The 13921-nt window shown below is 65.0% G+C and carries 10 protein-coding genes and 2 pseudogenes; 4 read left to right on the top strand and 8 right to left on the bottom strand.

The features are described from left to right. Positions 1 to 51: 51 nt before the first annotated feature. From C495_RS11340 to C495_RS11310, 7 genes and pseudogenes are all read right to left on the bottom strand, one after another. On the bottom strand, positions 52 to 534 hold the full coding sequence (locus tag C495_RS11340) for a DsbA family protein (RefSeq protein ID WP_008163011.1): 483 nt from the start codon (positions 532 to 534) through the stop codon (positions 52 to 54). Between the two features lie 223 nt (positions 535 to 757). After that, positions 758 to 2192, bottom strand: a pseudogene (locus C495_RS11335) (heme o synthase). Positions 2193 to 2273: 81 nt separating this feature from the next. Next, complete coding sequence (locus C495_RS11330) at positions 2274 to 2471, bottom strand: hypothetical protein (protein ID WP_008163007.1); 198 nt, start codon at positions 2469 to 2471, stop codon at positions 2274 to 2276. Between the two features lie 168 nt (positions 2472 to 2639). Then, entirely contained in the window at positions 2640 to 3305 is a 666-nt protein-coding gene (locus C495_RS11325; protein ID WP_008163005.1) for a MaoC family dehydratase, read from the bottom strand. Positions 3306 to 3440: 135 nt separating this feature from the next. After that, complete coding sequence (locus C495_RS11320; RefSeq protein WP_008163003.1) at positions 3441 to 4262, bottom strand: alpha/beta fold hydrolase; 822 nt, start codon at positions 4260 to 4262, stop codon at positions 3441 to 3443. Between the two features lie 79 nt (positions 4263 to 4341). Then, a complete protein-coding gene (locus C495_RS11315) occupies positions 4342 to 5967 on the bottom strand; it encodes a uracil-xanthine permease family protein (protein WP_008163001.1) in 1626 nt (541 codons plus the stop codon). A 101-nt stretch (positions 5968 to 6068) separates the two neighbouring features. Continuing rightward, positions 6069 to 8270 carry a VWA domain-containing protein gene (locus C495_RS11310; RefSeq protein WP_008162999.1) on the bottom strand — a complete coding sequence of 734 codons (2202 nt, stop codon included), beginning with the start codon at positions 8268 to 8270 and terminating at the stop codon, positions 6069 to 6071. 34 nt (positions 8271 to 8304) lie between these two features. Between C495_RS11310 and C495_RS18630 the strand changes: the two genes are divergently transcribed. The 4 genes and pseudogenes from C495_RS18630 (at position 8305) to C495_RS11295 (ending at position 13687) form a co-directional block, all read left to right on the top strand. Then, positions 8305 to 10527, top strand: coding sequence for a cobaltochelatase subunit CobN (locus tag C495_RS18630; protein ID WP_394295665.1), 2223 nt, complete (start codon positions 8305 to 8307; stop codon positions 10525 to 10527). 7 nt (positions 10528 to 10534) lie between these two features. Beyond that, positions 10535 to 12121, top strand: a pseudogene (locus C495_RS18625) (cobaltochelatase subunit CobN); the annotation flags it as partial. Beyond that, positions 12114 to 12851, top strand: coding sequence for a precorrin-8X methylmutase (locus tag C495_RS11300; protein WP_008162997.1), 738 nt, complete (start codon positions 12114 to 12116; stop codon positions 12849 to 12851). The pseudogene C495_RS18625 and the gene C495_RS11300, both read left to right, overlap by 8 nt. Then, positions 12848 to 13687 (top strand): cobalt-precorrin-7 (C(5))-methyltransferase, encoded by an 840-nt coding sequence (locus C495_RS11295; protein ID WP_008162996.1) that lies wholly within the window; start codon positions 12848 to 12850, stop codon positions 13685 to 13687. The genes C495_RS11300 and C495_RS11295 overlap by 4 nt, the downstream gene beginning before the upstream one ends. Before the next feature lie 3 nt (positions 13688 to 13690). On the opposite strand, the gene C495_RS18115 is transcribed toward C495_RS11295, so the two are convergent. Continuing rightward, complete coding sequence (locus tag C495_RS18115) at positions 13691 to 13858, bottom strand: hypothetical protein (protein WP_008162995.1); 168 nt, start codon at positions 13856 to 13858, stop codon at positions 13691 to 13693. Positions 13859 to 13921 lie beyond the last annotated feature (63 nt).

Raw genomic sequence — 13921 nt, 5'->3', positions numbered from 1 at the left:
CGCGAAGTCGCGGTCGTGTCCCGTTGGCCGCCGTCAGTTCGGGCGGTTGCGCTACGCGTCGTCGACGCTCGAGACGATCTCGTCGGTTTCGAAGGCGTCCTCGATCTGCTCGCCGTCGACGATGACGGTCGGCGTCCCTTCGACGCCGGCTTCGTCGCCACGGTTCCAGTCGGCGACGAGCGTCGGGTAGTACGTTCCGTCTGCCAGCGCGTCAGCGACTGCGCCGCGGTCGGCGTCGGTCTCACTCGCGGCGAGCGCAGCGAGTGCGTCCTCGCTCCAGTCGTCGGCCGCGAGTACCGCCTGCTTGTACGCGAAGAACTCGCCGGCAGGCTCGTCCTCGGTCATCGTCTCGGCCTGCACCGCTCGAGCGGCGTTGGCCATCGCAATCGACTGGTCGTCGGCCGGGATCGGGAAGTCGCGATGTCGGTAGGTCGCCTCCTCAGTCTCGAGGAGTTGTGCCTCGAGGTCGGGGAAAACGTCGGCCTGAAAATCGTGACAGGCGGGACAGCCGAAGTCCTCGTAGACGTCGATCATAACGGGCCCGCTGGCGATCGTCGGGACCGGAAGCTGGTCGGCATCGGGATCTGTGCCCTCGAGTTGCTCGGGGAGCGATGCCTCGAAGAAGGCTGTACAGCCGGCGATCGAGAGCGTCGCCCCCGTACCGGCCAGTGTGAGAAACGAACGGCGGTGCATTCGGCTGGATCTACGGCTGCACCACTGTTAGGACGTGCGGTTCGGCGTCGATGGGGGTGAGTGATCAGAACACCGAGACTGAGAGGACAAGCGCATCGACGAGGATCGCGACCAACACGGCACCGAGGAAGGCGTTGGAGGCGTGGAACGACCGGAACGCCGCGTCCTCGGTCTGCTCGAAGTGAAGCACGATCGCCGCCCAGAGGAAGATCCCGCCGAAGATCGCAACGGTTGCGGCATAGAGCCTGTCTCTTATACACATCTCTGAGNTCCCTCGCGCCATCAGAGATGTGTATAAGAGACAGGGTGGTCGTCTCGCCGCGGACAACGGGCATCATCGGGAAGCCACCACGGGCGTAGTCGTCTTTGTACGCCAGCGCGAGATTGTAGAAGTGTGCCGGCGTCCAGAGGAAGATGACGCCCGCGAGCGCGAGTGCGGGCATTCCGATCTCGTTCGTCACGGCCGCCCAGCCGATGAGTGCTGGCAGCGCGCCTGCAAGGCCACCGATGACCGTGTTTTGGACCGTGTTCGGTTTGAGCAACAGCGTGTAGACGACGCTGTAGAAGACGATCGCAGCGAGGCCGAGCGCGGCCGCAAGACGGTTGATAGTCAGGAAGACACCGAGTGAGGCAGCGGTTAACAGGCCACCGAACGCCAGTGCGTTGCGAACTGGGATCAGGTCGGTCGCCAGCGGTCGATCTGCGGTCCGGGACATCCGCTGGTCGACATCGCGCTCGAGGACGTGATTGAACGTTCCCGAGGCACCGATCGCGAGGACGCCGCCGCCGAGCGTGGCGACGATCGTCCAGCGTGTCAGTTCGGGGCCGGCGGCGAGTGCCATGCCTGCGGCGGCGACGAGACAGAGCAGCCACATCAGCCGTGGCTTCATCATCTTGAAGTACGCAAACGCGGTGAGCCGGGCTCGAGCGAGGCCGCCGGACGGAAGCGAGCGAGCGGCGGCCGCCGTTCCGTCGCCGGCCGGCTCGGGCTCGAAGGGAGCAGGTGTGTCGATCGTGTCGTTTTCGTTGCCAGTGGCGAGTTCGAGGTCCCACGCAAGCGCGAGGACGACGAGCGTGAAGATCACGAGTCCGAGCGCGAGGTGGAGGCCGGGGGCGATAGCGGCGGGGCCGGCGATGGCCGTCACGCCGCCGACGCCGACTTGCACGACGTAGAGGGCGCCACCGGCGAGGAGCACTCCTCGGACGCGACTCGAGACGTCGCCGAGGACGGCGGCGATGGCCGTCGCAGCGACGAGGACGCCGACAACGACGGCGGCGAGACGGTGTCCCCAGGCGATCGCGAGTTCGGTTTGGCTCAGCGGATCAGTCGGGGCATGACAGGTCGGCCACGTCGAACACGCCGATGCTGCATCCGTAAGCGACGTCGTTGCACCGATGATCAACAGCACGTAGACTCCGAGTGCAGTCGCTGCAAGGAGCGCAGAAAATCGTTGTCGGGTGCCGATCGGGCGGGGAAACGGCGAAGGTTCGGTTGCCACGGCTATTCTCGTATAACTCGTACGACTCCCCGTATTTATGATTCCCGCTTTTCGTGTTCCCGTCCCCGTCTCACACCGGCGTTAATTCGAGGACCGTGCCACCGTCGGGCCGGCATCGTCCGGCATCGAGATCCGACAGAAGTCGCCCTCACCGCAGGTACAGTCGTCTGAGACACCGATCGGTCTGATCGTGCCGTCGGCTTGTTGTTCGGCGACGTACACCGAGTCACAGGCGCGACAGACCGCGACGGTTCTCGTGGACGGTTCTGAGTGAGTCATCGGAGACGACTATGGGACGAACGGGTATCATTATTCTTCCACGGTAATTTGGTGCTCGACGCGGGTGACTCTCGGCGGATGGCCGACAGGCACAGCGTGAGCGAAATCGACCGAAGCCCGCCCTGTTGCTGCTGGTCGGGAGACTGAGCGTGGGTCGCACCGACGCGATCAGTTCTCGGGGGACTCCTTGATGACGACGATTGCCTCGCCATCGATCACCGTCACCTCGTCGTCGGTCTCGACCGACGTGTGCAGGCGATATCGTGTCGCTCCGAGTTCCTCGACGATCTCACAGGTGGCGGTGACCGTCGTGCCGACCTCGACCGGCGCTCGGAACTCGAGGTCCTGTGAGAGATAGATCGTCAGCCCGGGAAAACGAGCCAGTGCCGCACTGATCGTGCCGGCGACGAGCGTGCCGTGGGCGATTCGCCCGCCGAACTGGGTTCGTTCGGCGAACGACTTCACCAAGTGAAGCTGGTTAGTATCACCCGAGATATGGGCGAACGCGGAGACGTCGGTGTCGTCGATGGGCTTGGTAAATCGGACGTAGTCACCGACGGCAAGGTCGTCGTAGCTGTCGACCGACCGTTCCATTAGCCACGCGTCGTCGCCGAAGGCGAGTTCTCTGATTGGGGCGTCCGTGGTCGCAGGGCTGTGTCGTGCCGTCAGCGTCCCCATCTGCCTCTCACTCGAGGGCGAGAGCCCCATCGCAGCGAGGAGGGCGTTGTTGGCCTCGAGATAGCTGTTGACGACGTGTTTGGACACGCTCGACCAGTGTTCGTTCGGTGGTACGGTACTGTTGATGGCGTCGGACTCCGGACGATTGCTGCTCATAAGTGGGTACGTGCGGTCGGTGGAGCACCGCTTGTTCCATTGGGCTGGTGCTTGATAGCTGTTTGCACGGCAACGTCTTCCACTCAGTGCCAAATCGTATCGGCTGGCGAATCGTGACTTTCAGGGGAACTGACCCTACCGCGCGATTGGCTCAAGGAACGCTGCGGCCTCGGTGTTGAACGCGTTCGGCCGGTCCTGATTGACGAGATGGCCCGCGTTCGGGAGTTCGAGGTGCTCACCGGCGAGCTCCGAGACGAGTTCGCGGCCCTGCCGTTTGACCAGCGGCGCTTCCTGCTCGCCGTGGACCACGAGCGTCGGCGTTTCGACGTGGGAGAGGTCGGACGGCTCGTACCGGTAGAGTGCGCCGAACACCTTCCGAAACTCGTCTCGAGAGATCTCGCCGACGGCATCCATCGCCGCTGCTCGCACTGCCGGATCGACCGACAGCCACTGCTCGCCAGTCGTCGCCTGAATCGACACCAGCAGTGACCGGAATATCGTCTCCGGCCCCATCATCGACAGCGAGGTCGTCACTGCTGGCAGCGGCGAGAGGAACGGTTTCAGTCCCGTTGGCAGGTCCACCGGCGGCATCGAGCGAACCGCACCACCGAGGATGGCACTCGCGGCCCGGTCCGGGTGTCGGTCGAGGAACTCCTGTGCGACCATCGAGCCAAGCGAGAGCCCACAGAGAATCGGTGCCTCGAGATCCAGTTCCGAGAGCAGTACCTCGAGGTCGTCGGTAAACAGTTCGATCGAGTACTGGCTTGGGTCGGTCGCTCCGGTCTTGCCGTGGCCGCGGACGTCGAGTGTCACGACCTGATACTCGTCGGCGAAGCGCTCGACCTGTGGGGCCCACGCCTGCCCGTTCATCCAGCCGCCGTGGATGAACACGAGCGGCTGGCCGTCGCCGCGTGTCTCATACCAGAGTGTGCCGTCGTCGAGCGAAAGTGTTGCCATTGCTACCGATTGTAGGGCGCTGGCCATATAGCTCGACGGGTTGCACACACTGTGCGAAAACGCCAGCCGGCAGCCGTCGTCAGGTTCGACGATCTGTGTCGGCGTCCGAACCGGTCCAGCGCTCCCAGAACGTCTCGAACTCGGCGTCGTCTTCGGTGAGACGGTCCCACTCGGCCAGCCCGCGTTCCTCGCGGCTGCCCGGAATCGTGTTGTCGAGGACGAGCGCGGCAAGCCCGCCGACGGCCATCCCCGTCGAGCCGATGATGAACACCGTATCGACGAACGCCTGTATCGCTGCCTCGAGCGTGCCCGCAATCGCGGTGCCGGCGACCGCATCCGCCTCGAGCAGCGGCGCGAGCGTCGCCTCGAGTGCGACCGCATCGCGGAACTCGAGTGTCGAGCCGAAGTTGGCCATGTACTCGGGGATTGCCAGCCCGACGAACAGCGCAAAGCCGATGACGAAGACATTTCTCGAGGAGTCGAGGTCGACGTGTTTGAGATTGGAGATGCCGACGGCAACGATCTGCGCGAACATCGCGATGAAGAGGCCGCCGACGATCGGGTCGGGGATCGTCGCGATCAGTTGGCCGAAGTAGCCGATGAAGCCGACGACGAGCATGATCGCTGCGCCGATCTGGACGACGTAGCGGGAGGCGACGCCGGTGAGCCCGATCGCACCGACGTTTTCCGAATACGACGTCGAGCCGCCGGTACCCATGATGCCGGAGAAGACGTTCATCAGCCCCTCCATGCCGATGCCGTGGTTGATCCGTTTCTCGCTGGGTGCGCCGGAGCCGGTCATATTCGCCACAGCGTAGTAGTCACCGATGCTCTCGACGATCGAGGCGAGCACGCCGGCGAACATTCCGATGACGAACGCGGTCGTGATCTCGGGGGTCCCCCACTGGAACGGGTAGATCGGCAGGACGGCCGATGTCTCGGTGACATCACCGAGCGGGACGTGTCCCGGATGGCCACTTCCAAGCACGCCGGCAACCGACAGCAGTGCAGCGGCGATCCAGGCGATCGCAATAGCCAAAATAACCGGGTACAGGCGGAACGCTTTGTGTTTGATGTCGAGATACTGTGAGAACAGGACGATGAGCACGAGCGTCAGTCCGAGGAGCCACCAGCTCTGGTCGACTGACGTAATCTGTGGCGCGTCGAACAGCGCCAACCCGATCAGTGCGATCGTCGGGGCGACGACGACGGGCGAGAGAAACCGCTGAAGTTTGCCGACGAGCCCGAAGTATCCCATCAGGACCTGCACGGTCGCAGCGACGATGATCGCCCCCTGCAGTTGGACTAATGCGGCCTGCCAGTCGGTTCCAGCGCCCCCAACGCCGCCAGCGGTGACGACGGCGATGATCGCCAGCGCGGGTGCAAGCATCGAAAACGGCGCACCCTGCACGATCGGGTAGCGGTTCCCGAACGTCGTCTGGGCCAGCGTCGCGATCCCCGAGACGACGAAGAACGTGCCGATAAAGCGGGCCGTCACGTCGCCCGGCATCCCCATCGCACTCGCCAGAATCAGTGGCACCGCGATGTTCGCACCGACCATCGTCAGATAATGCTGGATGCCAAGCACCGTCGACTCACCCAACGGCGGTCGGTCATCGATCCCGTACTCGATATGGTCGCTAACGTCGCGGTCGACCCCGTCGCCAGCGTCCCTGTCTGCGTGTTTGTCCCCCTCGTCAGTCATAGACTCGTCGGATAACGATCGACGGGGGTCAAAGACGTATTGATCCACACCGGCGCTGGCGCAGTGTGTATGGGTACCATGACCCACTGGCCCCGGAAGCGTTACGACTCGTCCGACGCGGCTCGATTTGCCGCTGACCGAACCGTCTCGAGCGACAGCGACTCGAGATCGACCAGGTCGCCGTCCGTTTCCGCTGCGACCAGTTCCGAGAGGCCAGCCCGGCTGTCGTCGCCGGCGTCGACGACGATCACCGTCGCCTCGTCGGCCGCGAGCCCGCGTGCAGCCTGCCGTGTCGCCGCCGTCGGGCTCCCGTCGGCGACGTTCGCCCGTCCGTCCGTCACGAGCACGACGACCGAGGCGTCCGTCTCCGCGCGCTCGAGCACTTGTCTCGAAGTCTCGAGTCCGGCGGGAAGTGGCGTGCGATCCCCTGACGGCAGCTCCTTTAAGTGGCGGGCGGCGAGCGAGACGCTGTCGGTCGGGGGCAGGAGAACCTCGGCATCGTCGCCCGCGAAGGCGACGAACGCGACCTGATCGCGCTGCTGGTAGCTGTCTCGCAACAGCTCGAGGACGACGCCTTTGGCGGTCTCCATCGCGGGTCGCATCGAGGCGCTTGCGTCGACGGCGAAGACGATGGTCACCGACGTTTCGCCGGCCCGAACGGACTGTCTGAGATCGGCTTTTTCGACGCGCGAACTCCCACGGGCGGCAGCCGATCGAACCGACGCCGCCGCGTCGATGGCACCGTCGCCCGAGGCGGGTTCGGTTCGGACGCGTGCCCCACGGTTGTCGACGCTTGGCGTCGTACTCGCGCGTGAGCCACCGGCAGCCGTCGAGTCGCGGCTCTCGACGGCCGGCGACTCGAGGTCAGGTGCTCGAGCCTCGCCGACGTCGGCGATCTTGGCGCGCTGCTGGCCGGGCACCAGCGGCTGGGCCTCGTCCTCGCTGTCGCCGTCGTCCCCTTCCGACTCCGGGTCATTTGAATCATCAGCGTCGCCGGCGTCGCCGCCCTCGTCAGGGCCGGTGTCGGCGGGAGACGAGTCACCGCCGGCTGCGCCGCCGCCGTTGTCGGAGCGATCGTCATCGCCATCGCTGTCGGGCCCGTTGCTCGAGTCGTCACCGCCATCGCTTCCGTCCTCGGGCCCTGAATCGGCGTCGTCGCGGTCGTCGTTATGATCCTCGCCGCCGGACTCGTTTCCCGTCTCACCGTCCCCGTCGGCGTCGGCCTCGCTCTCGTCATCTGCGGCGTCGCCCTCTCCCTCTCCCTCATCCGCCCCTCCCTCGTCGAAACGATCCTCGAGGATGTCCTCGAGTTCCGGTTCGTCTTCGAACGGCGTGCTCCGCAGTCGGTGGGGCAGCGCGTAGCGGGCGGCCTCGTGGACGTCCGACTCGATAACCGTTGTCCGGCCCTCGAGTGCGGCGATCGTCTTTGCGGCTCGGGCCGTTGCGACGTCGCCACGGTGGCCGTCGACGCCGGCCTCGAGACAGAGCCCGGCGATCTCCGTTTTAAACTCGGCCGGGAGCGTCACGCTCGAGAGCCGATCACGGGCTGTGGCAAGCTCCTCGCGGCGCGTTTCGACTGCGTCGGTGCACGCCATCGGATCGTCGTCGCCGCGGTCTCCAAGTGCTCGATCGATGATCTCCACGCGGTCCTCGAGGTCTCGACAGCCTTCGACAGTCGCCTGGAGGGCGAAGCGATCACGAAGCTGCGGACGGAGGTCGCCTTCCTCGGGGTTCATCGTCCCGATGAGGGTGAACTCGGCCGGGTGTGAGCGGCTGATCCCATCGCGTTCGACGGTGTTGATGCCGCTCGCAGCAGCGTCGAGGATGACGTCCACGAGGTGGTCGTCGAGTAAGTTCACCTCGTCGACGTAGAGAATGCCGCGATTTGCACGCGCCAGCAGGCCGGGATCGAAGTCGGCCTCGCCAGCTAGTGCGTCCTCGACCGAGAGCGTGCCGACGACGCGGTCTCGAGTCGCCCCGAGCGGGAGCGTTACGAGCGGGACTGGTCGCGTCTCGACCGGCAGTTCCTCGCGATCACGAGTTCGGCAGTCCGCACACTGCTGACTCGAGTCGTCGGGCGCACAGCCATAGGGGCAGTCGGCGACGGCTTGCTGTTCGGGGAGCAGATCGACGAGTCCCCGAACGGCGGTCGACTTCGCGGTCCCCTTCTCACCACTAATAAGTGCGCCGTCGAGCCCGTCGTCCGCCGCGACGGCGAGCAGCACGCGTTTGAGTTCGTCCTGCCCGACGATCGCCGGAAAGGGAAGTGACGACAACTTTTTGTCCCCAGCGTCTGCAACCATACTTGCGCTAATACAATAGAGGTTTAAAAACGCGATGGCACGGATCGGGATCTACACCGCGACGGAGAACGAACTCGGCTCGATCGGACGAGCCGCCGAGCGTCTCGAGGGCGTCGAGCTGGTCGTCCGCTCGGAAAGCGACCTCGAAAGCGAGGCCGACATCGAGGAGTTCGTCGAGGAATTGACCGACGCCACGGCAGCCGTCTTCTGGCTGCACGGGGCCGAAGACAGCATGCCGGGCTACGAGTACGCGACGGGCGCACTCGAGGACGCGGGCGTTCCGCTGATCGTCAAGGCGACCGGCGACGCCTACGCCGTCGAGGACACGACGGTCAGTGCGGCCCATCGCGACCTCGCCTATGAGTATCTCGAGAAGGGTGGAACAATCAACACGGCGAACCTGTGTCGCTTCCTCGCCGCCGAGTACGAGGGCCGCGACGTCGACTACGACGAGCCGACGAGCCTCCCCACAGAGGGTGTCTACCACCCCGACTATCCGGGCATCGAGTACGAGGGCCTGCTCGAGACCCACGACCCCGACAAGCCGACGGTCGCGGTCTGGTTCTACGAATCCCACTGGACCCACGAGAACACCCGCTACGTCGACGCCCAAGTTCGGGCGCTCGAGGAGCAGGGTGCGAACGCGTTGCCGATTTTCTGTAACCCGGCGACAGACACCGAGGAGCAAGAGGATGCAGAATGGGTGACCGACAACTGGCTCATCGATGCTGACGGCCAGCCCGTCGTCGACGCCGTCCTCTCCTCGTTTATGTTCTCACTGTCGATGGACGAGCGCGGCCGCAGCGCCAGCAATGAGGGCTCGAGTGCTGAGGACGTCTTCCTCGACCGGCTCGGGGTGCCGGTCTTGCAGACGGTCACCACGATGCGCTCGCGCTCGCGATACGAATCCAGCGACACCGGCGTGATGGGCTTCGAACTCGCCCTCTCCGTGGCGCTACCGGAGTTCGACGGCAACGTCATCACGCACCCGATTTCAGGCAAAGAGCGAACCGACGACGAGGCCGGCATCGGCAGCGCGCCGAAACACCACTACCCGATCGAGGATCGGGTCGACCACGCGACCCGGCTGGCGGTCAACTGGGCGCAACTGCGACACACGCCGAACGAGGACAAGCGAGTTGTGGTCGTCCTCCACAACTACCCGCCGAGCGACGACGGGATCGGGACCGCGTTCGGACTCGACTCCCCGGAGTCGACCGTGAATCTGCTCGAGGAACTCGAGGCCCGCGGCTACGAGCTGGGCGACGACATGCCCGAGGACGGGCAGACGCTCGTCGAAAAACTGACCGCCCAGCTCACCCTCGAGGACCGTTGGGTCGCGCCCGAGGACGTTCGCGACCTGTCGGTCGACGTGGTTTCCGCAGACACCTACGAGCAGTGGTTCTCGGATGCCGACGAGCGATTTCAGGAGAACGTTCTCGAGGAGTGGGGCGAGGTCCCCGACCGGCCGTTCGCGATTCCGGGCGTCGAGTTCGGCAACGTGCTCGTCACCGTTCAGCCCCCGCGTGGGTTCGGGATGGACCCCTCGAAAGTCTACCACGATTCGGACCTGCAGCCACCCCACGACTACTACGCCTTCTACGGCTGGCTCCGAAACGAGTTCGAGGTCGACGGGTTCGTCCACCTCGGAACCCACGGCAGCCTCGAGTGGCTCCCCGGCAAGACGGTCGGACTCAACGGCGCGAGCGCGCCGGATCAGCTGATCGACGACATTCCGAACGTCTACCCCTACATCGTCAACAATCCGGGGGAGGGAACGCAGGCCAAGCGGCGCTCCTATGCGGCCATCGTCGACTACCTGACGCCCGTCATGCGAAACGCGGGGACATACGACGAGCTCTCGGAACTCGAGGAACTCGCCAACCAGTACCGCGAGGCCGGGATGGAGGACGCCCGTGCGGACGACGGCGAGCACCTCGAGGACCTCATGCGCGAGACAGTCGAGGAATTGGATCTCGCAGTCGAACTCGGAATCGCGGGCACCATCGACGAGAAAGCCGACGTCCGCGGCCCCGACGAGGCCGGCTCGACGTTGGCTGAGGGAGCTGTCGAGGGTGAGGATCTCGCGATCGACGCCCTCGTCGAACGGATTCACGAGTATCTCACCGACGTCAAGACAACTCAGATCCGACTCGGGCTCCATACGATGTCAGAGCCGCCGGACGGAGAGCGCCTCGTGGAGTATCTCCTGTCTCTTATACACATCTCTGAGCGNCGCCATCAGAGATGTGTATAAGAGACAGACCCACGCCGAGGCCGCCGACGTGGTCTATGATACCAGTGTCGGCCTGCTCGAGACGCTGGCCGCACACGACTTCGACGTCCCCGTCTCCGAGTTGGAGGGCGGGCCTGACGATGAAGTCAACATCAACCTCATGATCGTCGATCTCGAGACGATCGGCGACGCGCGGGCGAAGCCGGGCGCTCACGACGACCTGCGGAAGGCCCTCGCGTACATCTGCGAGGGGGCCCAGCCCCGCGTGCAGGGGGCCGAAGACGAGATCCCGCGAACTGCAGACGCACTCTCGGGCGAGTACGTCCCGCCGGGTGGGTCGGGCGCGCCGACCCGTGGGGGCGTCGACTTGCTGCCGACCGCGCGGAACTTCTACACGCTCGATCCGCGCAAGGTGCCCGCGAAAGCCGCCTGGCAGGTCGGAAGCGAGGTCGCCGAAGGCGTCCTCGAGCGCCACTACAACGAAAACGACGACTATCCCGAGGAGATCGGCGTCGTGGCGTGGGGGACCCCCACGGTACGAACCCGCGGCGAGACGATCGCGCAGGTGCTCGCGATGATGGGTGTCGAACCCCGGTGGACCGACGCAGGCCGGATCGACGACGTCGAGCCGATCCCACTCGAGGAACTCGACCGACCCAGAATCGACGTCACCACGCGCGTCTCCGGGCTGTTCCGGGATGCGTTCCCTGCCGCGGCGGGTGTCATCCACGACGCCGTCGATGCCGTAGTCGACCTTGACGAACCCCACGAGATGAACTACGTGAAGAAACACGTCGAGGAAGAGCAGGCCGACCTCGAGGACGACGGACTGGACGAGAAAGAGGCTCGAAAAGCGGCGAAACACCGCGTGTTCACGACGAAACCCGGCGGCTACGGAGCCGGCACGAACAAGGCCGTTGATGAGGGCAACTGGGACGACCGCTCGGATCTCGCGAGCGTCTACGTCCAGTGGGGCGGCTATGCGATGGGGTCGCGCGGTCGGGTATCGGACGCCCACGTCGCCTTCGAACGGCGACTCTCGAGCGTCGACGCCACCGTAAAGATCGAGGACACGATGGAACAGGACGAGTTCGACTCCTCGGACTGGTACGCCTTCCACGGCGGGTTCATTTCCGCGGTGTCGGAGATATCGGGTGAGGAGCCCGCCTCCTACGTCGGCGACTCCTCTGATCCGGACAACGTCGACGTCTACACGAACGAGGAGAAAGTTCGCAAGGCGATGCGCGCCCGCGTGCTCAACCCCGACTGGCTCGAGTCGATGGAGGAACACGGCTACAAAGGCGCTGGCGACCTCTCGACGACGGTCGACGTGACCCTCGGCTGGGACGCCACGACTGGCGTCGTGAGCGACACGCTCTGGGAAGACGTCGCCGCAAAGTTCGCGTTCGACGAGGATCGCCAGGACTGGATGCGCGAGGTGAACCCATGGGCGCTCGAGTCCATCACGGACACCCTGCTCGAAGCTATCGAGCGCGACCTCTGGGACGCCGACGACGAGACGGTCGACCAACTGCGCGATCTGAACCTCGAGGTCGAAGGTGATCTCGAGGCGCGGACGACCAATTCTGCGATGGAGGTAACCAACGATGACTGAGCAAGATTTCGAGGACGAGTACGCGGATCTGGGCGCGACCACACAGAACGCGATGGATATCGCCGAGACGAGCATGGATATCGTCCGCCAGTTCGTGCCGGACGAGACGCTGGCCGACCGGATTCGACAGAAGTCGGTTCACTCGATGGGCGACATCGAGTTCCAGCACCTGATCGAGTTCACCGGGAGCGACGACGTGGGCGACGACGAGGACGCCCCCGTCCGGGCCGGCGCGCGGGCCGTCCTCGAGGAAGCCACCATCGTTACGGACATCACGATGTCGAAGGCCGGGATCACCGGCCGGGGCCACAACTGCGAGAAGCGCAAGGCGATCGGAAACGGGGCTGAGTTGGCCAAGGAGACGGGCATGACCCGGACCGCTGCCTCGGTGCTCGAACTCGACAAACAGGGCGTCTACGACGGTGCGATCGCCGTGATCGGAAACGCCCCGACGGCCGCGTTCGCGCTTGCAGACTGTATCGAAAACGGCACACGCCCTGCGGCAATCGTCGCGACCCCGGTCGGATTCGTCAAAGCCGAGGAGAGCCGCCAGCGCATCCGCGAGGTCAGCGAGACCTACGACGTGCCGGCGATCACCAACGTCGGTCGTCGCGGCGGCAGCGGACTCGCGGCCGCGCTGACGAACGAACTGATTCACGTCGCAAAAGACGTCCGGACTGCGGACCTCGAGTTGGAACTGACGGCTTCCCAACGGGTGGATGACGAATGAGCGACGAGTACGACCTCGAGTCGGGGCCGGACCCGGCGACGTTCGCCGCGGCAGCGCCGGAACCCGACATCGACGAAACGACTGACGACCCGGTCTACGCCGTCGGCGTCGGGCCGGGCAATCAGGAGTATCTCACGCCGCGAGGCGAACGCGCGATCCGCGAGGCCGACGTCATCGTCGGCTTTACGACCGTCGTCGAGTTCGTCGAAGACCTGACCGACGCCGATCTGCTGACCTGTGGCTACAAGGACGAAGCCGAGGCGCTCGAGGAATTCGCCGACCGGGTCGCCGACGGCGAGTCGGGAACGGCCGTCGCGATGGGCGATCCCAACCACTCCGGGTATCAGTTCGTCGGGAAGGTTCAGGACGCCGTGGAAGCGCGTTCCACGAGCCCTGACTCGCAGACTCGTCAGGACGCCGTGGAACGCGAGGATCCCGAGAGCCCGGTGCGCGTCGTCCCCGGCATCTCCTCGATCCAGATGGCCGCCAGCCGCGCCCGGACGCCGATGGAGGACACCGAATTCGTCACGTTACACAAAAGCGGCGACCTCGAGGCGGACATGGACCGACTCGCAACCGCCGTGACGGCGGACGAACGCCACTTGCTCGTGCTCCCGCGGCCGTACGATCGGATGCCCGGCGATATCGCCGAGTTCCTGCTCGAGCAGGGGGCCGAACCGGACCTCGAGGCGTTGGTCCTCGAGAAACTGACCCACGATAACGAGCAGATCCACCGCTTTACGCTCGCGGAGCTGTCCGAACACGCTGGCGGCAGCGGGAAAGAAGACACACCGTTTTCGGACTTGATCGTTCTCGCGGTGCGACAGCCAGTCTGACTATCACTCGCCGTCTTCGCTGTGTTCGCGAAGCACCATCGAGACCGTATTCGAGACCTGCTCGAGCGCGATCGCGTTCGTCTTTCGGAGGTCGCCGTCTTGGGCTTCCTTGAGGTGTCGAAGCGCCTCTCGAAGGTGGTGGTCGGTCAGGGACGCGGGTTCGTCGGTCATGGAAATCGGGGACCGGTCGTACCCGATTCGATCGGTTAAACCCGTTGGTTAAATGTCACCAGC

The organism is Natronorubrum sulfidifaciens JCM 14089 (assembly GCF_000337735.1).
GTDB lineage: Archaea > Halobacteriota > Halobacteria > Halobacteriales > Natrialbaceae > Natronorubrum > Natronorubrum sulfidifaciens.
Note: the sequence above shows the minus strand (reverse complement) of the source record. Positions and strands in the feature narration are given on the sequence as shown.

Bases quoted from the DNA above. Each gene is read 5' to 3' on its own strand.
- C495_RS11340 (WP_008163011.1), bottom strand. From the start codon at position 534: ATGATCGACGTCTACGAGGACTTCGGCTGTCCCGCCTGTCACGATTTT.
- C495_RS11330 (WP_008163007.1), bottom strand. From the start codon at position 2,471: ATGACTCACTCAGAACCGTCCACGAGAACCGTCGCGGTCTGTCGCGCC.
- C495_RS11325 (WP_008163005.1), bottom strand. From the start codon at position 3,305: ATGAGCAGCAATCGTCCGGAGTCCGACGCCATCAACAGTACCGTACCA.
- C495_RS11320 (WP_008163003.1), bottom strand. From the start codon at position 4,262: ATGGCAACACTTTCGCTCGACGACGGCACACTCTGGTATGAGACACGC.
- C495_RS11315 (WP_008163001.1), bottom strand. From the start codon at position 5,967: ATGACTGACGAGGGGGACAAACACGCAGACAGGGACGCTGGCGACGGG.
- C495_RS11310 (WP_008162999.1), bottom strand. From the start codon at position 8,270: ATGGTTGCAGACGCTGGGGACAAAAAGTTGTCGTCACTTCCCTTTCCG.
- C495_RS11300 (WP_008162997.1), top strand. From the start codon at position 12,114: ATGACTGAGCAAGATTTCGAGGACGAGTACGCGGATCTGGGCGCGACC.
- C495_RS11295 (WP_008162996.1), top strand. From the start codon at position 12,848: ATGAGCGACGAGTACGACCTCGAGTCGGGGCCGGACCCGGCGACGTTC.
- C495_RS18115 (WP_008162995.1), bottom strand. From the start codon at position 13,858: ATGACCGACGAACCCGCGTCCCTGACCGACCACCACCTTCGAGAGGCG.